The sequence below is a fragment of the Staphylococcus sp. MSU001 genome (assembly GCF_052976705.1).
Genome location: NZ_JBRIKK010000018.1, coordinates 26053 through 49650 on the forward strand (window position 1 = coordinate 26053; position 23598 = coordinate 49650).

The 23598-nt window shown below is 31.7% G+C and carries 23 protein-coding genes and 1 riboswitch; of the genes, 13 read left to right on the top strand and 10 right to left on the bottom strand.

Going from position 1 to position 23598, the window contains the following annotated elements; genetic code table 11:
* Positions 1-67 precede the first annotated feature (67 nt).
* Positions 68-164, top strand: a riboswitch (SAM riboswitch).
* 133 nt (positions 165-297) lie between these two features.
* Positions 298-1599 carry a Na+/H+ antiporter NhaC family protein gene (locus ACVBFA_RS09195; RefSeq protein WP_001831611.1) on the top strand — a complete coding sequence of 434 codons (1302 nt, stop codon included), beginning with the start codon at positions 298-300 and terminating at the stop codon, positions 1597-1599.
* A 296-nt stretch (positions 1600-1895) separates the two neighbouring features.
* Positions 1896-2408 carry an SRPBCC family protein gene (locus tag ACVBFA_RS09200; RefSeq protein ID WP_002457260.1) on the top strand — a complete coding sequence of 171 codons (513 nt, stop codon included), beginning with the start codon at positions 1896-1898 and terminating at the stop codon, positions 2406-2408.
* A gap of 144 nt (positions 2409-2552) precedes the next feature.
* Here the strand turns inward: ACVBFA_RS09200 and ACVBFA_RS09205 are convergent, their stop codons facing one another.
* On the bottom strand, positions 2553-3314 hold the full coding sequence (locus ACVBFA_RS09205) for a MurR/RpiR family transcriptional regulator (protein ID WP_002438434.1): 762 nt from the start codon (positions 3312-3314) through the stop codon (positions 2553-2555).
* 197 nt (positions 3315-3511) lie between these two features.
* Between ACVBFA_RS09205 and ACVBFA_RS09210 the strand changes: the two genes are divergently transcribed.
* Positions 3512-5101, top strand: coding sequence for an alpha-glucoside-specific PTS transporter subunit IIBC (locus ACVBFA_RS09210; RefSeq protein ID WP_002487152.1), 1590 nt, complete (start codon positions 3512-3514; stop codon positions 5099-5101).
* Positions 5102-5205: 104 nt separating this feature from the next.
* Here ACVBFA_RS09210 and ACVBFA_RS09215 read toward each other — a convergent pair whose 3' ends face one another.
* Entirely contained in the window at positions 5206-5736 is a 531-nt protein-coding gene (locus tag ACVBFA_RS09215; protein ID WP_002457258.1) for a hypothetical protein, read from the bottom strand.
* Between the two features lie 301 nt (positions 5737-6037).
* Here ACVBFA_RS09215 and ACVBFA_RS09220 point away from each other — a divergent pair, with 301 nt between their 5' ends.
* Entirely contained in the window at positions 6038-6673 is a 636-nt protein-coding gene (locus tag ACVBFA_RS09220) for an HAD-IA family hydrolase (protein ID WP_002500881.1), read from the top strand.
* A gap of 17 nt (positions 6674-6690) precedes the next feature.
* A complete protein-coding gene (locus ACVBFA_RS09225) occupies positions 6691-6879 on the top strand; it encodes a hypothetical protein (RefSeq protein ID WP_002447262.1) in 189 nt (62 codons plus the stop codon).
* A 314-nt stretch (positions 6880-7193) separates the two neighbouring features.
* Here the strand turns inward: ACVBFA_RS09225 and ACVBFA_RS09230 are convergent, their stop codons facing one another.
* Together ACVBFA_RS09230 and ACVBFA_RS09235 are read right to left on the bottom strand one after the other, a co-directional pair.
* Positions 7194-7379, bottom strand: a complete 186-nt coding sequence (locus ACVBFA_RS09230) for a hypothetical protein (protein WP_046044440.1) — start codon at positions 7377-7379, stop codon at positions 7194-7196.
* Positions 7376-7732, bottom strand: coding sequence for a hypothetical protein (locus tag ACVBFA_RS09235; RefSeq protein WP_126122372.1), 357 nt, complete (start codon positions 7730-7732; stop codon positions 7376-7378). Before ACVBFA_RS09235 ends, ACVBFA_RS09230 begins: the two co-directional genes overlap by 4 nt.
* A 397-nt stretch (positions 7733-8129) precedes the next feature.
* Between ACVBFA_RS09235 and ACVBFA_RS09240 the strand changes: the two genes are divergently transcribed.
* On the top strand, positions 8130-9500 hold the full coding sequence (locus ACVBFA_RS09240; protein ID WP_002487136.1) for an amino acid permease: 1371 nt from the start codon (positions 8130-8132) through the stop codon (positions 9498-9500).
* Between the two features lie 128 nt (positions 9501-9628).
* On the opposite strand, the gene ACVBFA_RS09245 is transcribed toward ACVBFA_RS09240, so the two are convergent.
* From ACVBFA_RS09245 to ACVBFA_RS09265, 5 genes are all read right to left on the bottom strand, one after another.
* Positions 9629-10501, bottom strand: coding sequence for a MurR/RpiR family transcriptional regulator (locus tag ACVBFA_RS09245; protein ID WP_002447266.1), 873 nt, complete (start codon positions 10499-10501; stop codon positions 9629-9631).
* A 13-nt stretch (positions 10502-10514) separates the two neighbouring features.
* Positions 10515-11939, bottom strand: a complete 1425-nt coding sequence (locus ACVBFA_RS09250) for a PTS transporter subunit EIIC (RefSeq protein WP_002487139.1) — start codon at positions 11937-11939, stop codon at positions 10515-10517.
* A gap of 12 nt (positions 11940-11951) precedes the next feature.
* Complete coding sequence (gene murQ, locus ACVBFA_RS09255) at positions 11952-12839, bottom strand: N-acetylmuramic acid 6-phosphate etherase (protein WP_002447268.1); 888 nt, start codon at positions 12837-12839, stop codon at positions 11952-11954.
* Positions 12836-13888 carry a MupG family TIM beta-alpha barrel fold protein gene (locus ACVBFA_RS09260; RefSeq protein WP_046044439.1) on the bottom strand — a complete coding sequence of 351 codons (1053 nt, stop codon included), beginning with the start codon at positions 13886-13888 and terminating at the stop codon, positions 12836-12838. The genes murQ and ACVBFA_RS09260 overlap by 4 nt, the downstream gene beginning before the upstream one ends.
* Positions 13889-14067: 179 nt before the next feature.
* Positions 14068-14403, bottom strand: coding sequence for a hypothetical protein (locus ACVBFA_RS09265; RefSeq protein WP_002457986.1), 336 nt, complete (start codon positions 14401-14403; stop codon positions 14068-14070).
* A 51-nt stretch (positions 14404-14454) separates the two neighbouring features.
* Between ACVBFA_RS09265 and ACVBFA_RS09270 the strand changes: the two genes are divergently transcribed.
* A complete protein-coding gene (locus tag ACVBFA_RS09270; RefSeq protein WP_002457985.1) occupies positions 14455-15201 on the top strand; it encodes a CPBP family intramembrane glutamic endopeptidase in 747 nt (248 codons plus the stop codon).
* Positions 15202-15382: 181 nt separating this feature from the next.
* Here the strand turns inward: ACVBFA_RS09270 and ACVBFA_RS09275 are convergent, their stop codons facing one another.
* Positions 15383-16072 carry a helix-turn-helix transcriptional regulator gene (locus tag ACVBFA_RS09275; RefSeq protein WP_046044438.1) on the bottom strand — a complete coding sequence of 230 codons (690 nt, stop codon included), beginning with the start codon at positions 16070-16072 and terminating at the stop codon, positions 15383-15385.
* Between the two features lie 426 nt (positions 16073-16498).
* Here ACVBFA_RS09275 and ACVBFA_RS09280 point away from each other — a divergent pair, with 426 nt between their 5' ends.
* The 6 genes from ACVBFA_RS09280 to ACVBFA_RS09305 all read left to right on the top strand — a co-directional run bounded on the left by ACVBFA_RS09280 (position 16499) and on the right by ACVBFA_RS09305 (position 23555).
* Entirely contained in the window at positions 16499-17314 is an 816-nt protein-coding gene (locus ACVBFA_RS09280; protein WP_002487145.1) for an inositol monophosphatase family protein, read from the top strand.
* A 188-nt stretch (positions 17315-17502) separates the two neighbouring features.
* Positions 17503-18453 carry an LCP family glycopolymer transferase gene (locus tag ACVBFA_RS09285; protein WP_002447274.1) on the top strand — a complete coding sequence of 317 codons (951 nt, stop codon included), beginning with the start codon at positions 17503-17505 and terminating at the stop codon, positions 18451-18453.
* Positions 18454-18931: 478 nt separating this feature from the next.
* On the top strand, positions 18932-21883 hold the full coding sequence (gene fdhF / locus ACVBFA_RS09290; protein ID WP_046044437.1) for a formate dehydrogenase subunit alpha: 2952 nt from the start codon (positions 18932-18934) through the stop codon (positions 21881-21883).
* 2 nt (positions 21884-21885) lie between these two features.
* Complete coding sequence (locus ACVBFA_RS09295; RefSeq protein ID WP_002457980.1) at positions 21886-22356, top strand: DUF1641 domain-containing protein; 471 nt, start codon at positions 21886-21888, stop codon at positions 22354-22356.
* 125 nt (positions 22357-22481) lie between these two features.
* A complete protein-coding gene (locus ACVBFA_RS09300) occupies positions 22482-22757 on the top strand; it encodes a hypothetical protein (protein ID WP_002447277.1) in 276 nt (91 codons plus the stop codon).
* Between the two features lie 21 nt (positions 22758-22778).
* Positions 22779-23555 (top strand): N-acetylglucosaminidase, encoded by a 777-nt coding sequence (locus ACVBFA_RS09305; RefSeq protein ID WP_046044436.1) that lies wholly within the window; start codon positions 22779-22781, stop codon positions 23553-23555.
* Positions 23556-23598: the final 43 nt, after the last annotated feature.

The window sequence follows — 23598 nt, forward strand, 5'->3', positions numbered from 1 at the left end:
TAAAATATTTAAAATAATAAGTGTTGACGTTATTGCAAATATCTTGTAACGTTAAACACAATTCAATAACTTATCAAGAGAAGTGGAGGGACTGGCCCAAAGAAGCTTCGGCAACATTGTATCATGTGCCAATTCCAGTAACCGAGAAGGTTAGAAGATAAGGTTAAACACGATGTTAACTGAGACTGGGGCATGATTACGTGCCCTGGTTTTTTATTTTTGAGTTATTGATTAAATAGATAGGAATTTTTTAGTATAAAATTTATCAATCCATTATACGGGAAAGTAGGTTAGATTATGAAAGAGATGAAGAATGGCAATGCTTGGGCATTAATTCCTTTATTGTTATTTGTCTTACTATTTCTAGGTGTTGGTATTATTTCTGGTGATTTTACCACTATGCCATTAAATGTTGCTATTACAATTACTGTTATTGTTGCCTTACTGATGAATCGCAAGGAAACTTTTGCGAAAAAAGTAGAGGTATTTACAAAAGGTGCAGGTCACTCTAATATCATTTTGATGATGCTTATTTTTATCCTTGCTGGAGCTTTTTCGACGACTGCTGAAAAAATGGGTGGCGTGTCATCTACAGTTAATTTAGGCTTATCACTTATTCCTCAAAATTTAATAATTGTTGGACTATTTATTATTTGTATGTTTGTATCAATTTCAATGGGAACTTCTGTCGGCACAGTTGCAGCTATTGCACCAGTAGGTTTTGGATTTGCACAAGCAACAGATGTACCAGCTGCATTAGCCATGGCAACAGTTGTTGGGGGAGCGATGTTTGGTGATAATCTATCTATGATTTCTGATACCACTATTGCAGCAGTAAGAACACAAAAAACAAAAATGAGTGATAAATTTAAAGTCAATTTTAAAATTGTATTACCAGGTGCGATTATTACAATCATTATTTTATTCTTTTTAACAAATGGTATTTCCATAGATCATACTAAAAACTATGATTATAATTTAATTAAAGTTATACCATACTTGTTAGTTTTGATTCTTGCGTTAGTTGGTATTAATGTAATTATTGTATTAATAGGAGGTACTGTATTAGCCGGTATAATTGGACTGATTGATGGTTCTTTTGGTTGGAATGGCCTTTTAAATGCTATTTCTAAAGGGATTATCGGAATGGAAGATATTGCTATGATTGCATTGCTTATAGGCGGTCTAGTAGGAATTATTCAACATAATGGTGGTATTGATTGGTTGCTTAATTTTGTAAGGTCAAAAGTAAAATCAAAGCGTGGTGCAGAACTAGGTATAGCGAGTTTAGTGAGTGCAGCTGACATTTCAACAGCAAATAATACAATTTCTATTATTATGGCTGGACCATTAGCTAAAAATATTGCTGATGAATATGATGTCGATCCAAGGAAATCAGCAAGTATATTAGATATCTTTGGTGGGTGTTTTCAAGGATTATTACCATACAGCCCGCAAGTGATTTCAGCAGCAGGTGTAGCCGGAATTTCCCCATTCCTAATGTTACAATATAGTATTTATCCAATATTATTAGGTGTTTGTGGATTAGTAGCAATTATTTTAAGAGTACCTCGTTTAAATCAATCGTCAAAGAAATAAAATACGACCCATAGTATATATTGGCTGTCAACAATCTTATGATTGTTGACAGTTTTATAATGATTCTTTGATACTCACCATCTGTATCTTATTTTTAAGTTGAGTATCAAGCAATTTAGAATAGTAGTAAAATGTTGATAAGGACAAGACTATACACTCAATCTTGAATTTAAAAAGTTAAAAATCACTAAAATTATAAGTTTTATTTAATATAATTTAATTTTATAGAGCTCAAAGTTTGTGACCTAGCTCAAATACGTTAAAATAGTATTAAGAGTGAAAGTAGGTGAAATGAAATGGCAAAATATAATGTGGAAAATGAATATGTTGAAATCGACATTGAGAGATTACTTAAATATACACCAGAGGTCGTTTATGAGGCATGGACAAAAACAGATATCTTAAAAAAATGGTTTATGACCACACAACGCACGAATAAATCGTTTGATGCAGATATTCAAGAGGGAGGAAAGTATCGCATCATTGATAGTAGAAATGGTAAACAAAACATCATAGAAGGTACATATGAAGAGTTAGTTTTAGATGAATATATCAAGATGACGATTGGAATGCCAGGACTAAGTGAGGAAGAGGATGTCATTGAAGTAGAGTTCTTTGAAAGAGAGAATGGCGGGACTCAAATGTTCTTTTACTATCGCTCTTTTATTGAAAAGGAAAGACGTTTAACAACATTAGAATATAAGCAAAAGAAAAAAGAATATCATGATTCAACAGCACATGGATTTGAATTGATGATTGATCAAATGCAAAATGTGATAGATGAAATTGAGGAACAGCGTCATAACTAAACTAAAAAGCCTGGGACAACAAAAGTTGTTGTTCCAGGCTTTTTAACGTTTTAATAGTCATTGTCTAAGTTGAAAATGGAAATGCCAAATAATATTTATATGTAAAGTGAGAATTGCATTCAATGATAATGATGACTCACTTTCCTATGTTAATTCATGATTCTCTTTATATTCGTTATATTTTCTTAGTAGTGTTTCAAAGAAAATGTGATAACTAATAAAACTGGAATAATCGGTACCATCGTTTAAATAGAAGGTATTGCTTGAAACATAGACATTGTAATCAGCTTGTTGTGCCAATGTATTGTCCTTCATTGTTGTTACGGAAATAAAATATTTTTGTCTCAGTTGAAGCAATTGTGTGACTTCTTTAAGTTGATGTGTTTCGCCAGAAAGTGAAATAATGAAAAACAAATCTTCAGGAATTGTCTTGTTTAACACCATCTTTAGTTCATGAACATCATGTAACAATATAATATTTTTATGCATAGTCAACAGTATACGTTGTGCTTCTTCAGCGACATTCATCTGTGCACGTCCAGTACCATATAAGTATATTGTTGTAGCATGATGCATTTTGTGAGTTAATAAACGATAATCAATACGTTCTAAATAGTTGAATGTATTTTCAATTTCTTGTTTAAATTGCTCCATAGAATCAGAAGGAAGTTGATGATTCTTACTATCTTCAAATTTTAAAAAGGATTTAAAATCACTATAACCATCAAAACCTAGTTTACGAGTGAAGCGATGAATCGTAGCATTTGAAGCATGTGTCTGTGAGGCTAAATCTTGTATTTTCATATTTTTACAAACATCTATATGTGTATTAACATAATGTGCAATTTGTATATCATTATCATTTAATTGATCGAAATTAGAGTTTACTCGTTCATCTAAAATCATCTTAACACCTCATCATTGAAAATATTTTCTTTATATGAAAATATAATCTAATTATACAAAAATGTTTCAAAGTGCGTCAACGTCATTGTCATTATGTAAGCGTTTACTATATATTGGTAATAACTTATTAAATAAAGAGCAATAAAGGTAAACATATATTAGTTATCATAGTTAAGGGAAGAGGGAGGTATTCAAAAATGAATGCAATTAAACGATTTGGTAGTGCAATGATAGTACCTGTTTTGATGTTTGCTTTCTTCGGTATTGTTTTGGGATTCGCTACATTATTTAAAAATCCAACCATCATGGGAGGCTTAGCTGAACAGCATACATTTTGGTTTAAATTTTGGTCTGTTATTGAATCAGGTGGTTGGGTAATATTTACACATATGGAAATTGTCTTTGTAGTTGGTTTACCGTTATCTCTTGCTAAAAAAGCTCCAGGACATGCAGCTTTAGCAGCTCTAATGGGATATTTAATGTTTAACACTTTTATCAATGCAATTTTAACTCAATGGCCACATACTTTTGGCGCTAATTTAAAAAAAGGTGTAGAAAACACAACAGGATTAAAATCGATTGCAGGTATTGAAACGTTAGATACCAATATTTTAGGTGCAATCATTATATCAGGAATAATAACGTGGATACATAATAGATATTACAGTAAGCGTTTACCTGAAATGTTAGGTGTATTTCAAGGATTAACATTTGTTGTAACAATCTCTTTCTTTGTCATGCTACCAGTGGCAGCAATCACATGTGTTGTTTGGCCAACGATTCAACACGGTATTGCTTCAATTCAATATTTTATTGTTGCATCAGGATATATAGGTGTTTGGTTATATCATTTCTTAGAACGTGTACTAATACCTACAGGATTGCATCATTTTATCTATGCACCAATCGAAGTAGGTCCAGTAGTTGTTAATCATGGTTTGAAAGCAGAATGGTTGCAACACTTAAATCAGTTTGCCGAAAGTAACAAACCACTTAAAGAACAATTTCCATATGGTTTTATGTTGCAAGGAAATGGCAAAGTTTTTGGTTGCCTAGGTATAGCATTGGCAATGTATGCAACTACACCAAAAGAAAATCGTAAAAAAGTTGCTGCATTATTAATACCAGCAACACTTACGGCAGTAGTAGCTGGTATTACAGAACCACTTGAATTTACTTTCTTATTTATTGCGCCATTTTTATTCGTATTACATGCACTACTAGCAGCAACTATGGATACACTGATGTATGGATTTGGTGTCGTAGGTAATATGGGTGGCGGTGTACTAGATTTTATAGCAACTAACTGGATACCTTTAGGAAAAGCACATTGGATGACATATGTCTTTCAAGTAGTAATTGGTCTAATCTTTGTTGCGATTTATTACTTCTTATTTAAATATTTAATTTTAAAATTTGATATTCCATTACCAGGACGTAAGAAAGGTGAAGAAGAAGTCAAATTATTTTCTAAACAAGATTATAATGATAAAAAAGGAGATTCAACTCGCAATCATTCACCTAATAGTGAATATGAAGAAAAGGCGATGTACTACCTAGAAGGTCTTGGAGGAAAAGAAAATATTAAAGACGTTACAAATTGTACGACGCGCCTACGTTTAACTGTTAAAGACGAAAGTAAAGTTCAAGAAAGTGCCTATTTTACACATAATCAAATGTCTCATGGTTTAGTAAAAAGCGGCAAGAGTGTTCAAGTTGTCGTTGGAATGTCTGTACCTCAGGTAAGAGAAGCGTTTGAAAATATTGTAAATGATGATCTATCTTAGAAATAAAGTAACTCCCAAAATAATTCAAATAGAGATTATTTTGGGAGTTTTTGTATTTATATTTGTAAATAAGTTATTCTTGCTTATATATTCTATCTTTCTATTTATGAAATGCGTGCTTTATGTAGCATCTTTGCTCTATAACTTGCTGATAGGATATCAATGTTACGCGTTGCAATAGTTTGAAGCAGCTTTGTGAAAATCTCAGGAGGACATGTGACGCTTGCGCAATTATTATTTAATGTATAATTCACATTGTGATGATTCACAAACATATTCATAATATCAATGACTTTATCTTTAATGAAGGCATCTTGTAAACCATCGATTGCTAAATCAAAGCGCTTAATAGATTGGTAAAGTTGTTCTGAATCAAGAAGTTCATTTACACGGCTGGGTAAAAGTATTTGATAAATAGCATAATTGTGGAAACTTAAGAAACTTATCAGATAAGGTAGTTGTTGCTTGGGGAGGCTAACTTCCAATGCGAACACATCGTTTTGCTTAATGATAGAATACTGAAAGGATTCACAAAAAGTAATTTCTTTACATAAATGTATTAATTTTTTTCGCGTTGAGCGAGATTTCAAACCTGCAACATTAATGATGTAGGTTTCAAATTTATCAATCAACATATGGGGACCTCCAATCGTTAACAATATATGTGTGGAAATGATATGAATGCTTATATTTTATACGCTGTTCGTTTAAATAAATTGTACCACTCTTTTTTTTTAGAATCACTAAGACTTTTGATTGAAGTTGAAAGAATTATAGTTATCTTATTTCGAATGAGTAATCATTGAAGGAAAAGTTTTATTCATAGCATAGTTATGAATTAGATTTTATATTATTTGATGCTTAGTTATTTAGAGGCAAGTTTATATCAAATTATGTTAGTATGAAAAATAATAAATATTGAAAGGAGATGACAACATGTATAAAGCAGTAGTGTTTGATTTTGATGGTACTGTCATTGATACCGAAAAACATTTGTTCGATTTAATAAATACACATTTAAAAATCCATCAAGAAGCGCCGATTTCTTTAGAATTTTATAAACAATTTATTGGCGGTGAAACTACTGGATTACATACATATTTAGAAGATGCTATTGGTTTCAAAAATAAAGAAAAAATTTATGATCAATATTATCAAACAATTATTCAATTGCCGGTAAATCCCACAATCATTCAATTGATGCAATATTTAAAAAAACGTCATATCCCAATGGCGATTGCCACAAGTAGTTATAAAAAGAATATATATCCTATATTTAAACAATTAGGACTAGATACATACATTGATGTTGTTGTTGGTCGTGAAAATGTTGAGAGTGTTCAACCTAATCCCGAAATTTATTTAAAAGCTGTACAAGAGCTGAATTATAATCCTACAACCTGCTTAGCAATTGAAGATTCTGTCAATGGTGCTACTGCAGCGATGCTAGCAGGATTAGATGTTGTCGTTAATACGAATATAATAACGAAGGATCAAGATTTTTCGACAGTTCAATATGTTGGACAAGATATGGAATTTGAAGATATAAAGAATTTTTTATTTAAAGAATAAATTGGAGGTATTTAAAAATGGGCTATATTATCCTATTTTTCATAGCAGGTCCAGTTATTATAGGAGTGGGTAATCTCATATTGGGACCGATATTTAATAAACGCACACCTTTACATGTTCAATTTCGATCGTTTATTATTGGCTCTCTTGTATACCTTATTCTCGCTACGGTTTGCTATTTTTTGTTACTTCAAGGCAAATTATAATACTACTTACAGTATGAGTTGATATAGAACAATGTTTAAGCTAACTTAACTAAAATCAACTTGTTATTTATATTATAGAAAAAATCTAAAATCTACATTAGTGATTTATACTAGTTTGAATAAAATTATTAAATGAAAGGCTCAAAATTCGTATGAATATCTTAGTTGTTCACCAATAATGAGATTTGAAAACCATGATAGATTGTGGCATATGTTTAAGTCCATCATCGAGTGTCTTTACTAAAAAAGTCTGGTACATAAATCATAATGTCCCAGACTTTTTTATCGTCTATTCAACAGTAAATTTGTTGAACCTACATAATCAATTTTAATACTAATGTTACTAATATAAGTATAATTAATAATAAGTCAATGCCTACCATAATAGTATATCGTGTAGGTCTTTGGCCTTGCTGCTTAGCTAATACCATTGCTTTATAATTTGGAAGTAAACTAATGATTAACAAAATAATTACAATGAGTCCGATAATAATAGTCAAGATGTGTGACCTCCATTTTTTCTATTTAAGAACTCCCATATGACACCAGCAATCACACCCAAAATTAGTCCGACAATGATACCTATACGCGGAGTGAAGAAAATTGCTCCGAATATAAGGCATATAAAAAGCGCAATAGGTAAAGTTGTACCATAAATAATTTTACGTTCTGACGAACTTAAAATTGTAAATACAATGATATAAATGACAAAGAAAACAATAGCTGCAATGACAGTTCGTACAATAATAGACGATATTGAAGCCTCTTTCATAGTCAATAAATTAAGAATTAAAAATGCAGTCATAAATATTAAAGAAAATTTGATTGCACGTATAACAAGCGCTTTATTCATATGAGCACTCCTTTACTATTTAAAAAAAGTATATCATATTTAAATAATTATTAAGAGCAAAGACATAGGTAAAATGGTAAAGTGATTTAAGTTAAATTTGAAATGACATTGTATATAGTTTTAACAATCTTTTGTGTTATATAGCTAGGTGGTAAGCTGTTAATATTTTAAATCAACTATAAGAGTGTGTTCTGAACTATTTCGTTTGCTCTATAATCTCTATTATCAAAAAGATTTTAATATGAGTGTTTTCAAAAAGCAAGAAAACATCTTAGCAGGATAGGTAAGCGCTTTTACAGAATTGTAAAAATATTGTTTCAATTTTGTCAATTTGTAGTATAATTACGGAAATAAGATTATCAAAAATTCAATCTAGATTTAGAGATGGGGTCAAGTTATGGAAAATAATGAGTTGCAAAGGGGATTGAATGCACGTCAGATGCAGATGATTGCTCTTGGTGGAACAATTGGTGTTGGTCTTTTTATGGGAGCAACAAGTACAATTAAGTGGACAGGTCCATCAGTTATTCTCGCATATTTAATTGCTGGTATTTTTTTATTTTTAATCATGAGAGCCATGGGTGAAATGATATATATTAATCCAACCACTGGTTCTTTTGCGACGTTTGCTAGTGACTATATTCATCCAGCAGCTGGCTACATGACTGCTTGGAGCAATGTATTTCAATGGGTTGTCGTCGGCATGAGTGAAGTGATTGCAGTAGGAGAATATATGAACTACTGGTTTCCAAGCCTTCCTAATTGGATACCAGGAGTGATAGCAGTTCTCTTTTTGATGGCGGCTAACCTAGTTTCAGTAAAAGCGTTTGGAGAGTTTGAATTTTGGTTTGCCTTAATTAAAGTTGTAACTATTGTATTAATGATTATTGCAGGATTAGGATTAATTTTATTTGGTATAGGTAATGGAGGGAATCCAATAGGGATTTCTAACTTATGGTCACATGGTGGATTTATGCCAAATGGATTCATTGGATTTTTCTTTGCTTTATCTATTGTGATTGGATCATACCAAGGTGTTGAATTGATTGGGATTTCAGCAGGTGAAACCAAAAATCCTCAAAAAAATATTGTAAAGGCAGTCAACGGAGTAATATGGAGAATTTTAATTTTCTATATTGGTGCAATTTTTGTCATTGTATCAGTATATCCTTGGAACCAATTAGGTAATATTGGTAGTCCTTTTGTTGCAACCTTTGCTAAAGTGGGAATAACGTTTGCTGCTGGTTTAATTAACTTTGTAGTCTTAACGGCAGCATTGTCTGGTTGTAATTCAGGTATTTTTAGTGCAAGTCGAATGATTTATACTTTGGCAAAAAAAGGACAAATGCCTAAAGTATTTACTAAAGTAATGAAAAATGGCGTACCTTTCTATACTGTATTTGCAGTATCTATGGGAATATTAATTGGTGCTTTATTAAATGTCATACTTCCATTAATTATTGATGGAGCTGATAGTATCTTTGTATATGTATATAGCGCCTCTATTCTACCGGGAATGATACCTTGGTTTATGATTTTATTTAGTCATCTAAGATTTAGAAGGTTACATCCTGAAAAGGTTCACAATCATCCTTTCAAAATGCCGGGAGGAGCAATTGCCAATTATTTAACTATCATGTTTTTACTCCTAGTATTAGTTGGTATGTTACTTAACAAAGAAACTGTGGTATCGGTTGTCATTGGTATCGTGTTTTTAACAGCTGTGACACTTTATTATTTTATTAGATATCACAAAAAGGAACGATAAATATAATAAAAGATGAAATGACAATTGATTGTTAAAATCAGTAATTTTTAAGAGTTAGTATAAATTAAAGCGATTCTTTCATACATTATCTTTTCTAGGATAAGTATAAAGAATCGCTTTTTATTATTTTAATGTTTGAAATCTATATTCGAGAGATGTTTACGGTAATTATCTAACGCGATTTTTGATTGAGTAATAAAATCTAAAGATGATTGATAATTTAGCGCAATATATCGATAGTACAATATATCAATAGTAAACATTTGTGCAAATAATGAAGTTGTGGCTCCCATGCGCATCTCATTTTCATCGGTTTGTCCATAGGTTAAAACAATATTAGATTGCTTTGCAACTGGATTATCAGAAGTGCTTGAAATAGTCGCAATGGGAATGTGATAATCTGCAATGACTTTGGCAATAGATTGCATTTCACTTTGAGTACCATTGTTAGATATAAATATAACACAATCATTAGAGTTACGTGTTGCTAACATAGTGGTAAAAATATGAGTTTCATGCACTAGTTGAATATTTAGACCGATGCGAGATAATTTTTGATATAAATCTGTTGCTACAACAAAAGAGGCACCATAGCCGTAAATAAATATAGTTTCAGATTTTTTAATTAGATCACAAATTTCATCGATGATAGCAGCGTTAATGGTTTCATTAGCATTACTTAACGCTGCCTTAGAGCGAGAATGCAATTTGTTTTTAAGTGAAATTGTACTTTCGTTATCAACTAACTCAACATTATATTGTGTGACTTCTTTAGGTAAAAATTTAGACAAACGTGTTTTAAGTTCATTAAAACCACCTGGTGTCACCTTTTTACTTAGACGTATGATAGAAGTAGAACTAGTTTCTAATTGATTTGCAATTTCTTGAGAAGTCATATTAACAACTTTATGAGGATAGTTGAGAATAAATTGCGCAATTTTTTTCTCGTTTTTAGTAAAATAGGGATACTGGTTGTCAATCTTATACAAAATGTTTGGCAATTAAATCACCCATTTATTCAGGATTTCTCATTTCTTTAGTTGTGCCGAAGAAATAAGTAAAGATAAAGCCACCCGCATAAGCAGCTAGTAAACCTACGATGTAACCGAGATACATATTATTGGCAATCAATGGTAATAATGAAATACCACTTGGTCCTACAGCTGTCGCACCAATATGACCGATACCACCAATGACAGCACCACCAACACCGCCACCTATGCACGCAGTGAAGAAAGGGCGACCTAACGGCAGTGTTACACCATAAATTAAAGGTTCACCTATACCTAAGAACCCTACAGGAAGGGCACCTTTGAGCGTATTACGTAATTCTTTATTTTTACCGCATCTCACCCACAATGCAATCGCCGCACCGACTTGTCCAGCACCAGCCATTGCGGCAATAGGTAACAAGTAAGTGGAGCCAGTTTGATTGATTAACTCGATATGGATTGGGGTGAAGATATGATGTAATCCCAGCATGACTAAAGGTAAAAAGAATGCTCCTATAATGAATCCACTGAAAATACCTCCTACTCCAATAATCCAGTTAATGACATAAACAAGTCCATCGGAAACAAAGCCAGCTAGTGGCATGATTATAAATATAGTTAACAAACCAATAAGTAGTAAGGTTATTGTGGGCGTTACGATGATATCAATAGAGTTAGGTATTATTTTATGTAGACGTTTCTCAACCATGCTTAATAACCAAACTGCAAAGATAACACCAATAATACCGCCTTGTCCTGCAGCTAGATGTTCTCCAGTGAAAATATTTTTAATTGGATTGTCATCCGTGATACCGGTTAGTAGTGTAGTACCCCCGATGACACCACCTAAACCTGGTGTAGCACCAAATACTTTTGCAGAGTTTATACCAGTAAAAATAGCTAAGTAAAATAGCATGCCATCTTTAATAACATTTAAGACTGTCACAATTTGTTCAATCCATTGACCTGAAATGGAACCGGCTGTAAGCAAGTTACTGAGTATTGCTGCAATCCCACCGATTAATCCTGCACCTATAAATGCTGGTATTAAAGGTATAAAGATATTAGCAATAGATTTTAACACTTTATTCCATTTACTTTGTTTACGTTGACTTTGGAATTGTTGTTTATGTTCATACGCACGTTTTTCTGCTTGTGATTTATAACTTTGATTTTCAGTCGTCTCTTCAGCTAGAGTTGCTCCTGACTGGTCAGCCATATGTTTAGCAACTTTATTAACAATACCCGGCCCAACAACAACTTGAATTCTTTCATCTTCAACAACGCCTAATACGCCATTGATAGATTTTAATTCATCATAATTAACTTTTGCATCATTGTGTACTTTAATACGAACTCGAGTCATACAATGGATGATATTACTTATGTTTTGAGAACCGCCTAATGCGTGGGTAATGTCTTTGGCAAGACGTTCTTCTTTACTCATGGAATCTCCTCCTTAAGTGTTGATAGCTTGCTTAATCACTCCATTATTTTGTTTTAAACGAAGTCTTGCATCTTGTTGTGTTGTGGAACATAAGTGCATTACGATAGCTATTTTGATATTGTGGTCTGATTTTTCATATAATTCTATAGCCTCTTGATGATTTAAATCACACACATCTTGAATGATGCGAATAGAACGATGGATTAACTTTTGATTTGTAGGCCGTAAATCAACCATTAAATTATCATAAACTTTACCCACGCCAATCATTGTCATTGTAGAAATCATATTTAAAACTAGTTTTTGAGCAGTACCTGATTTTAATCTCGTAGAGCCTGTTAATACTTCAGGCCCCACATTGATTTCTAATACGTGATTTGAATTTTTACTTATATCACTGTGAACGTTACAAGAGAGTGCGACTGTTTCTGCATTTAATTTATTTGCATAATCTAGTGCACCTTTTACATATGGTGTACGTCCACTAGCAGAAATACCCACTACAATATCTTTGGATTGAAGATGAATGTTCTTTAAATCCTGTGCACCTTGTTCAGCATCATCTTCTGCACCTTCAATAGCTACCGTCATAGCTTTTTGTCCACCAGCGATAATCCCAATAATGTCATTTGGTGAAACGTTAAAAGTTGGGACACATTCTGCCGCATCTAGTACGCCAAGTCTTCCACTTGTACCAGCACCAATATAAATAATTCGCCCTCCATTATTAAAGCGTTGAATTGCACTCTCTATCACTTTTGTTAAATTAGGAATAACAGGTTCTATCGCTTTAGGTACAAATTGATCTTCTTGATTCATAGTCTTTAATGCATCTTTTAGATTCATTTCATCCAAATGCATTGTTTGTATATTTCTCGTTTCAGTAGTTAAATGATTCATTTGTTATTCTCCTTCGTATATACAAATTTAAAAGTATCTCCTGGTTGAATCAGTGATAACAATGGAACATCTTTATCACAAACATGACCAATACAATTGATGTGGGAATGACCTGGCATAGGAGCTTTTATAACTTGAATTTCTCCTTCATAACGACCATTCAGGTGATTATCAATTGTGATATCTCCTTGATCTCTATGTGCCGATCCTATCATTGGGACAGTCTGTTGATTATCTGTACGAGAATATTGGGACCGAATTAAATGTTCAGGTGAATCTAATCTTGATGTGTGTATCTTTAAAACTTGTGATGTAAATGAGGAGTCTAGTTGATCTAAGTGTAAAATAAAGTGTCGATATAGCCACATATTAGATAATTGTTCCGCATAAATGTGTGATAATAGCGTATCACTAATTATAATGTTAGATATACCCTTTAATTGAAGGTCTTGTGCAGCAATAAGAGGGTGTTCAAAACGATGTTTTTCAACTGTAGGAAGACCTTTGAATAAGGGACCTCTTTTCTGCGTGCCAGGTATAAAAGCACAAATTTTTGCATGCGCATCGTATTTTCTAATGAGTTGATTTTTTTCTTCAATAAATGAGATAGATAAACCAGTATCAGGTCTAGGATAGTAATTATGACAGTATAAAAGTTGATTATTAAAATCAGTACGATATATGTGCGCTAACATGCTATCAGTTAACGTACTAGCATTAAGGCAGCATTTGAAGCCTTGACTGATAATGTCTTTGATAAGGTCAATATTTAATTGATTATCTATACGAATATAAAAATCCCCATGAGGTAATTGGTTCATATAACTGTAAATAGTTTGATTAAGTAATGAAGGGGTTACATCGATAATATAAGTGATTTGATAGGCTGATAATAGTTGGCATAAGTCTCCCAAATAAGCCATTTGATTTTTCTTGTCTTCCTCAGGTATCTGTAGTGAAGTAAAAACTACATCATAGCCTAAGTCAGCCATATTTAAAATATAATCTCGATCTAAATTCTGTCCTAGATAGACTGAGAAACCAAGCATTTTATACACTCCTTCTTGATACCTAATCATGGCTAATTATAACCTTATTGCAACAAGTTTACAATTTAGTAAATAGAATAAATAATTTAATGTTTTAATTATAAGAGATTGATATTTATAATTATTTTTAACGTTAATATATAATTAATAGTATAATAGTATAGTAACATTTGAATATACTAAAGGGCTTGTTTATGTTTAAGTAACTGTCGGTGAATGAGTGTTTGTTGTGTATTAATGTAATAAATGATATGTCCTTGGTTTAAAGTTAAAAGTGGGGAATCGTTTAACCTTCGAATCAATTGACAGTATGACACAAGCGTATCATTAGAATTCAACAACAATTGATGAGACATTGCCCATTTCATCTCTTGATTTACAGTAAGGTTGAAATCATCTATAAAAGATTCAAATTTGTTATGATGTATGAGTGCATAGTATTTCGCACTTTCACTCAGAGAGAGTAATTTAACAAGTTGTTGTTCAATATGTAGTGAAATTTCTAAATAATTCATAAAGCCTCCCATATGATTGAATAATTGTTGGTGAGTGGAAAGGATACAATGATGAAAAAAGATAAAAAAAGGCAAAGTTATAGGTTTAAAGATATAGTATGGCGTGATTTCAGTTTAATTGCGATAGGCTTTCTATGTATATTTATATTTAGCTTTATAGGTTTAACAATTGCTGCTATAGCTTTTCAAAATATTAATGAATTACAACTTACTATGATTGGAACTTTAGGACAATTTATGTCATATATTTTAGTGATATTAGCTTTTTATTTTTTACATATCAATTCATTTGTAGATAGAGTTAAGAGTGGTTTTGACTATTTGAAAAAGCATTGGTTGTTTATAATTATCGTCATGTGTGCATCTTTTATTATTTCTAATGTTTATGACAAATTAATTGAACTATTACCTAAATATTTGCAATATAGTGAAACGCAAAATGAACTTGAACTTAATGAATTATTTAAAAGTGGTATATTTATTCCTTTTGCATTTGTACTTATTGTAATTGTAGGACCTATTGTTGAAGAATTGGTATTTAGACATTTGTTAATAGGTGAACTAGGTAAAAAGTTTAACTTTATTGTGATGGGGGTTATATCAGCATTGTCTTTTACATATATACATGTGAGTGATGCTAAGTCCCCATTTGAATTTGGAGCATATTTAATACTGGCAATAGCATTAGTATATGTTTACTTAAAATCGAATAGAAACTTAGCTTCATCAATTAGCTTACATATGTTAAATAATTTCATATCATTCATTTGGACAATTATAGTTGTATTCAGTAAATGATTTGAAAATATATTTCCGAGCAGTAGTTATAACGGGAAATGACTAAAGAGAGGTATAGTTTTGTCACTGGGAAGAAAATAAAAGTTTAAAAATGGATAAATGTACATTTATAACTCTATAGACAACTACTAGTGTACTAAATTGCCTGGGGGCCTTTCGGCTATCCCAGGCTTTATTTTTATCATTCAGAAGGCGCTAAAAACTGTCTATAATTTTCAATTGAGATATCTTGAGTTTGTATTGTTTTTTCAAAAGAATATGAGATATCTTGAATATTCATGATAGATAATTCACGAGTGTAACCTCTACCGATTTCAAATACTACAGCATGCCAAACGGCATTTTTGCATATTAAACCTATAAAAATAACATTTTCAGCTTGAGTTTGACCATCTTCATTTAAATCTACTAACATCACATTGCGCTCCGTGCAATAAATTAAAATATCAGAAAATAAATGAGGTAATGTGACATGATTAGAATCTTCAAATTTTATATAATAATCCATTTTTTTAAGCAATTTACGTAATCGTGTTTGAGGTAAATTTAAACATTGCTTGATTATTGCTCGAATTTCATTTTGATAAGGTAAAGTGGAATAGGACTGACTTTCATTTAGTGTTAAAAATAATGCCGAAAGTTGCTGTTCAGTTAACGATAAGGTGATTTTAGCATGTGCATCTTTGATTTGATAACCGCCTAATTTGCCATGACGAGCATATACTTTTACCCCTTGATCTTCTAATTCATCAATATCACGTAAAATAGTTCGCTTAGATACTTTAAATTGTTTTGCAAGTTGCGAAGCAGTAATTTTGTCAGAATTTTGAATAGTTTGAATTATTCGATTTTGACGTTCTAATTTATTCAATGAAAGTCACCTCCATAAACATTACATATTACAATTATTATAACATATAAGCGACAATGATGACATTTTGTCTGTTTTAACTCTATAATAGTGTAAAATTATACAAAAAACTTTTAGAAAACGCTTACAAAAACAAAAACAATATGATAATATAATATTTGTAACAGGGGGAGCGATTAGACAAAGGGGTAGAGCTACATATTAGATAGCTGTATAATCGTTCAAGTTACATCAAAACATCTTCAATATTTATTACTTACTTTCCTTTCTATTTGTCGGCTAGTTATTGACTAGCCGATTTTTTAATATTTATTAATACAAATTCTGATTTTATGACTCTATGATTTACAATAGATTTTACATATAACTATAATGATTTAAATGATAACACTATAGTCTTTGAAATAATGAAATGAAGGTGAAAATATGACAGAACTTTATTTAAAAAAATTAGATGAATATATATGTCAATGGATACGCGGTTTAGACAATATCATTCCGCGTTTGGTTGAGAAGATGGAAACATCAACAAAAAAAGATAGGTTTGATTTAGTTACCAATGTTGATAAACAAATTCAGAATCATTTTCAAAACTTTCTTCAGGAACATTATCCCACACATCAATTATTAGCTGAAGAGAAAGATAACTCAGATATAACACCTTACGAGGGTCACCTTTGGATTATGGATCCTATAGATGGAACAAGTAATTTAGTGAAACAACAAGAAGATTACTGTATCATTATAGGATATTTTATTGATGGGGAACCTAAACTTTCATATATTTATGATTATCCACATCAAAGATTATATAGAGCAATTGCTGGTGTGGGAGCTTACGAGAACAATCAATTAATGACATTGCCAAAAAGAATAGGTTTAAGAGATGCAATTATTTCATTTAAACCACAAGTGTTAAAAGAAGAGACGATTCAATCTTTATTTCAATCAGCCTTTGATTTTAGAATTATTGGGTCTTGTGGTCTTGATTCTATTCGAGTGATAAAAGGTCAGTTCGGGGCACACATTAACACGAATCCTAAGCCATGGGATATTTCAGCACAATTTCTTTTTGCAAGAGAACTAGGTTTGATTATGACACAAATAAATGGTGAACCTCTTGATTTTAGTACGGCAGGCCCATTTATCATTAGCAATCCTGGTTGTTACGATGATATGATACGTATCTTAAATGAAGGAGAAGCCTATTCAAAGAGTATTCATCATATAGAGCATGGTTAATGTATATTTTTATAAATTATATCAAATTAGCTCTATAGAGATTTTATACATTTAAGCTATACGATTTCTTAAAGAAAATTTAAAATAATTAATGAATAGGTCTGTAGATGTATACCAAATAAATTTATTTATAATATAATGACCTATGTATCATAAAACAACAAAATTATTGAATAGGAGTGGTAGGGATGCAAAGATCAGATAAAAGAAAAATGAGCCTGCCGATGAAAATACTACTATGGGTAGTGGGAATTTTATTTCTATTAGCAATCATTGCAGTTATTTATGTAAGTGCAAAAATATTTATTACAGGAGACAAGATACATAACCCCTTAAATCGAAATCATTCTGAACTACGTTCTGGAAAAGTAAATTTAAAAAATGGTGATCCATTTACTATTGCACTCTTTGGCGTAGATTCTGATGAAAAGCGAAAACAACAAGGCGGTGGGGAACGTAGTGATACAATCATGGTACTTTCCATTAATCCGAAAGAAAAGAAAACTGAGCTAGTAAGTATTCCACGTGATACCAAAGCAGAAATTGCAGGTCGAGGTACTGAAGAAAAAATTAACCATGCCTATGCTTATGGCGGTCCTAACATGGCTGTTAAAACAATTGAAAAATTAATGAATGTTCCAATCGATCATTACGCTACGATTGACATGGATGGACTACATGACATGATTGATACATTAGGTGGCGTAGATGTCGTAAGTAATAGTACATTTACAATGGGTGCTAATCATTTTGTTAAAGGTGAAAAAACACATGTAGATGGTGATGCTGCCATGGACTTTATTAGAAGTCGTAAAGAAGATGGTGCAGGAGGCGATTTTGGTAGACAAGAGCGTCAGCAACTTATCTTAGAAGCAATGGCAGATAAGATGACAAGCGCATCTTCAATCACTCATTTTAATACATTAATGAATCAAATCCAGAAAAATGTTAAAACAGATTTAAAATTAGGTGATCTCAATACAATTAGAACTAAGTATAAAGATGCTAATGACCAAGTTAATCGACATCAGTTAGAGGGTGAAGGTGGTATACAAAATGACGGTTTGTACTATTTCATACCAAGTGATGCATCTAAAAATGAAAATACACAATTACTAAGAGACAATTTAAATTTATAAAAAAGAAAAAGCTTTAAAATCACATATAGTGTAATGCTTGAGTTTAAAACCTAGAACGAAATGTTCTAGGTTTTTTTGACAAATTAAGGATGGCTGAGTTAAATATTCTTATTTTAGTTTTTAAACATTTTTGCTTTATTTTTAAGGAATATATTGCATTATATACCATTTTCTTCTAACTAATATTTAAATAAAATGAGGCACTATGTAATTCAATGTCTTATAAGCAAAAAGTTAAGATATTCAATGTTAAATGGCTTGAAATAAAGAAATTAATTTATTCATTTCACTCTTTAATTGATATTCATTTTCAATTAAATTGATTTTATTATATTTATTATGTAAACGCTTAACTTTTATAGAGTAAAGTAATACAATTTAAGTAATTCTACTAAAAGTTAAATTGTAGATTTAATCAATTAAGTTATAAAGTCTAAAGTGTTTAACAGTGAATAATTTAATGGGGGGAGAAAAATATATGTCTAAGGAGATAAAAATTAATCTAGATGGTAAAGATTATCTTGTTGAAGCAGGGACGAATTTACTTGAATTTATACGCTCTAGAAATACATTTGTACCAGCCATTTGCTATAACGAATCGATGGGACCAATTCAAACATGTGATACATGCATGGTAGAAATCAATGGAGATATTGCCCGAGCATGTGGAACATCGATTGAATCCTCAATGACGGTAAATACATACAATCACCACGTAAAAACTAGCCAAAAAGAAGCATTAGATCGTATTTTAGAAAAACATATGTTGTATTGTACAGTTTGTGATTATAATAATGGCGATTGTGAAATACATAATGCGATGGATAAGTGGGGAATACAACATCAAACTTATGAGTATAAGAGAAAACCATATGAAAAAGATTATGGCCCTTTTTATAGATATGATCCAAATCAATGTATTTTATGCGGACGTTGTGTTGAAGCATGTCAAGATGTTGAAGTTAATGAAACAATACGAATAGATTGGGAAAGAGATTATCCAAGAGTAATTTGGGATAATGATGTCCCAATTAATGAATCATCATGTGTTTCATGTGGTCAATGTGCGACTGTATGCCCATGTAATGCAATGATGGAAGTTAATATGGAAGGTAATGTGGGATATCTCACAGATACAGAACCTGGTTCACTAGCATCTATGATTGATATTATTAAAAAATCAGAACCTGGCTATGGTACTTTATTAGCTGTATCTGATTCTGAAGCAGAAATGCGTAAAGAACGTGTCAATAAAACTAAAACTGTTTGTACATATTGTGGCGTAGGTTGTTCGTTTGAAGTATGGACGAAAGATAGAGAAATATTAAAAGTTCAACCTTCCCATGATTCTCCAGCAAATAAAATAGCAACATGTGTAAAAGGTAAGTTTTCATGGGGACACATTAACTCAGATCAACGATTAACGAAACCTTTAGTGAGAAAAGAAGGTATGTTTCATGAAGTTGAATGGGAAGAGGCCCTACAAGTTATTGCTAACAATTTTGAAAGAATTAAAGAGCAATATGGCGCGGATAGCTTGTCATTTATTTCTTCATCCAAAGCAACTAATGAAGAATCTTATTTAATGCAAAAATTATCTCGTCAAGTTATTGGTACAAATAATGTAGATAATTGTTCGCGCTATTGTCAAGCACCAGCGACCAAAGGATTGGTAAGAACAGTAGGTATCGGTGGAGATGCAGGCGGGATTGTTGATTTAGAAAAAGCATCTATGACTGTATTAATAGGTACTAACACGGCAGAAGCGCACCCTGTAATTGCTTCACGAATGAAACGTGCACAAAAGTTATTTGGTCAAAAGTCACATGTTTTTGATATAAGAAAACATGAAATGGCAGAACGTGCAGATGTTTTTTATCAACCCAAACCTGGCACCGATTTAGCTTGGTTAAGTGCTGTCACTAAATATATTATTGATAACAACTTACATGATAAATCATTTATAGAAAAGTGGGTTGATCACTTTGATACATATTACCAATCACTAGAACCATTTTCAATGGTATTTGCAGAGGAAGTAACAGGAATTCCGAAAGAACGGTTAATACAATTTGCGCATGAAGTAGCAAAAGCTGATTCAGTAGCGATATGTTGGGCGATGGGTATAACACAACAAGATATTGGAAGTGATTCAAGTACTGCTATTTCTAATTTATTACTCATTACTGGTAATTATAGAAAACCTGGTGCTGGAGCATATCCTTTAAGAGGTCATAATAACGTTCAAGGATGTAGTGACATGGGAAGTATGCCAGATCAATTTCCTGGGTACCAACTTATCAGTGATGATAAAATACGTGCTAAATTTGAAAAAGAGTATGGAGTAAAGTTAAATGATAAACCTGGTAGAGATAATCATCAAATGATTGAAGGAATACATAATGGTGATATTCATTCGTTGTATTTGTATGGAGAAGATACAGGTATCGTAGATTCTAATATTAATTTTGTTCAAGCTGCTTTTGAAAAGTTAGACTTTATGGTAGTTCAAGATGAGTTTTTAACATTTACAGCTACGTTTGCAGATGTAGTTCTACCAGCAAGTCCTTCACTAGAAAAAGATGGAACTTTTACTAATACGGAGCGACGCATACAAAGATTGTATAAAGCATTAGATTCGCTTGGAGATTCAAAGCCGGATTGGGAAATTTTTCAACTTATTGCAAATCGACTAGGGGCGAATTGGGAGTATCAGCATCCAAGTGAAATTATGGATGAAATTGCACGAGTAACACCATCGTATGCAGGTGTAAGTTATGATCGTTTAGAAGGTTTTAATAGTTTACAATGGCCTGTAAATAAAGATGGTAAAGACACTCCAATACTTTATATCGATGGGTTTAATTTTGAAAATAAGAAAGCTAAATTATATCCATTAACCTTTGATAACTATTTTAAAGAAGATGAAGTATATGATTTACATGTCAATAACGGTCGATTACTTGAGCATTTCCATGAAGGTAATATGACGTATCAAACAGAAATGATTAAATATAAAGTACCTCGAGCATTTGTTGAAATTTCACCCGAGCTTGCACAAAGTCGTGACATTCATGAAGGAGCTGAAATTAAATTGATTTCTGAGACTGGAGAGGCTTCTTTACTAGCACACATTACTGATAGAGTAAAAGGAAAAGAAATATATATTCCATTAAATAATGATGCATTAGAAAATGGAGATTTAGGTGCTATTAATGCTCTTACGAATAGTGACGTAGATCCTTATACAGATACGCCTTCCTACAAACGAACACATGCACGAATGGAAGTTGTGAAGAAAAGAGGCAAATCTCCATTGAATCCAACGAATTTCCGAGTTAATAAACAGCGGCAACCACAATATAGTGTTCAAGTTCAAAAAAAATGGGAGCGCTCAGATTATGTATTCCCAGGAAAGATGAGTGATTGATAATGGCAGAGAGAATTACTGAAATTAAACGTTTAAAAAAATCATATGAGCAAATTAAACAAGAAAGTTTGAATGATGTTATCGATGCAATTGTAGAAAATAAAGATAGTATTTTAAAAGCAATACGTTTAATTGGTATACTAGATGAAGCTAAAATTCTGGATGCATTAAATGGTGGTTTAAAAGCAAGACAAGTCATCATTAATAAATTTGCCGTTGAATTGAATAAAGATATATATTCAGGCGTTTTAACAAATATGGCACAACTTGTCTTTTTGCTAGGAGAATTAGATGTTAAAGATTTAAGTGAATTATTATCTCGTTTAAACAGAGGGATACATGCTGCGAATCTAACAAAACCTGGTGACAAAACAACAATTAAAAGTCTTGTTGGATTTTTACGTGATGATGATCTCAATCGTAGTATGACTTATATGTTAAATCTGCTTAGAGGAATGTCTAGTAATAACTAAATCTATTACGGTTTAATACACTTTTAAACTAACATCTATACCTTAAATTTCTAGTACATTTGATATAAAAACTTTTTAACGTATTATGAGTCGACATTTATTCTTCTAATCATGTATGATTAATAATGTTATTAAAAATCATAGAAGGAGTGACGCATATCAATCCTAAAGTATTAAAAGCTCTAGCAATCACATCTAATGTACTATTAGTTATTGGAATCATTTGTCTAATTATGCTAAAACTCATGTTAGCTATTGCATTTTTTGTTGTATCATTAACAATTAGTCTCGTTATTTTTAATGTTATGTTCAGACACCGTACAGGTATGAAAATTGCAATTAATGTCTCTTTCTTTATAGTGATGATTGCTATCGTAGTAGCCTATTTTGTATTATCTTAAAATTTTTAGGAGTTTGTTGAAATGTTAAAGAATACTCGGCTTCGTATGACAACATTGTTCATAATTAGCATACTCGCTATTTTAGCAATACTTTTTCTTATATTTGATACAAACCTTTTTAAAAATGATGTTAAACATACATTTAAAGAAGCGGTGTCACTTCAAACAAGTGAAGGAAATATCCATACTAAAGAAGTTAATGGTAAGTTTATATATGCTTCCAAACAAGATATAGAGAAAGCTATGCAAATAAAACATAGTGATAACAATTTGAAGTACATGGATATATCAGAAAAAGTACCTATGTCAGAGAAGGAAGTTAACCATATTTTAAAAGGAAAAGGTATTTTAGAAAATAAGGGATCAACGTTTATTAAAGCCCAAGATAAATATGAAGTGAATATCCTATATCTCATTAGTCATGCACTAGTTGAGACAGGAAATGGTCAATCAGATTTATCAAATGGAATTAAAGAAGGTGACCATCACTATTATAACTTTTTTGGTATTGGTGCTTTTGACGAAGATGCTGTAAAGACTGGTAAAAGTTTTGCTAAACAGAAGAAGTGGACCACTCCTGAAAAAGCGATAATGGGCGGCGCGTGGTTTGTGAGATTCCATTACTTTAAAAATAATCAATTGAACTTATATCAAATGCGGTGGAATCCACAAAATCCAGGCCAACATCAATATGCTAGTGATATTCAGTGGGCTAATAATATAGCTGATTTAATGGAGAAATACTATGATAAATATGGAATAAAAAAAGATCATATAAGAAAAAAATATTACAAATAAATAAAATTAGAGAATGATTGAGCAATCAACTAAGTGTTTCATT

Bases quoted from the DNA above. Each gene is read 5' to 3' on its own strand.
- ACVBFA_RS09200 (WP_002457260.1), top strand. From the start codon at position 1,896: ATGGCAAAATATAATGTGGAAAATGAATATGTTGAAATCGACATTGAG.
- ACVBFA_RS09265 (WP_002457986.1), bottom strand. From the start codon at position 14,403: ATGAATTATTTAGAAATTTCACTACATATTGAACAACAACTTGTTAAA.
- ACVBFA_RS09215 (WP_002457258.1), bottom strand. From the start codon at position 5,736: ATGTTGATTGATAAATTTGAAACCTACATCATTAATGTTGCAGGTTTG.
- ACVBFA_RS09295 (WP_002457980.1), top strand. From the start codon at position 21,886: ATGGCAGAGAGAATTACTGAAATTAAACGTTTAAAAAAATCATATGAG.
- ACVBFA_RS09270 (WP_002457985.1), top strand. From the start codon at position 14,455: ATGAAAAAAGATAAAAAAAGGCAAAGTTATAGGTTTAAAGATATAGTA.
- ACVBFA_RS09285 (WP_002447274.1), top strand. From the start codon at position 17,503: ATGCAAAGATCAGATAAAAGAAAAATGAGCCTGCCGATGAAAATACTA.
- ACVBFA_RS09225 (WP_002447262.1), top strand. From the start codon at position 6,691: ATGGGCTATATTATCCTATTTTTCATAGCAGGTCCAGTTATTATAGGA.
- murQ (WP_002447268.1), bottom strand. From the start codon at position 12,839: ATGAATCATTTAACTACTGAAACGAGAAATATACAAACAATGCATTTG.
- ACVBFA_RS09305 (WP_046044436.1), top strand. From the start codon at position 22,779: ATGTTAAAGAATACTCGGCTTCGTATGACAACATTGTTCATAATTAGC.
- ACVBFA_RS09205 (WP_002438434.1), bottom strand. From the start codon at position 3,314: ATGATTTTAGATGAACGAGTAAACTCTAATTTCGATCAATTAAATGAT.
- ACVBFA_RS09280 (WP_002487145.1), top strand. From the start codon at position 16,499: ATGACAGAACTTTATTTAAAAAAATTAGATGAATATATATGTCAATGG.
- fdhF (WP_046044437.1), top strand. From the start codon at position 18,932: ATGTCTAAGGAGATAAAAATTAATCTAGATGGTAAAGATTATCTTGTT.
- ACVBFA_RS09210 (WP_002487152.1), top strand. From the start codon at position 3,512: ATGAATGCAATTAAACGATTTGGTAGTGCAATGATAGTACCTGTTTTG.
- ACVBFA_RS09250 (WP_002487139.1), bottom strand. From the start codon at position 11,939: ATGAGTAAAGAAGAACGTCTTGCCAAAGACATTACCCACGCATTAGGC.
- ACVBFA_RS09195 (WP_001831611.1), top strand. From the start codon at position 298: ATGAAAGAGATGAAGAATGGCAATGCTTGGGCATTAATTCCTTTATTG.
- ACVBFA_RS09300 (WP_002447277.1), top strand. From the start codon at position 22,482: ATGTTATTAAAAATCATAGAAGGAGTGACGCATATCAATCCTAAAGTA.
- ACVBFA_RS09220 (WP_002500881.1), top strand. From the start codon at position 6,038: ATGTATAAAGCAGTAGTGTTTGATTTTGATGGTACTGTCATTGATACC.
- ACVBFA_RS09260 (WP_046044439.1), bottom strand. From the start codon at position 13,888: ATGCTTGGTTTCTCAGTCTATCTAGGACAGAATTTAGATCGAGATTAT.
- ACVBFA_RS09240 (WP_002487136.1), top strand. From the start codon at position 8,130: ATGGAAAATAATGAGTTGCAAAGGGGATTGAATGCACGTCAGATGCAG.
- ACVBFA_RS09235 (WP_126122372.1), bottom strand. From the start codon at position 7,732: ATGAATAAAGCGCTTGTTATACGTGCAATCAAATTTTCTTTAATATTT.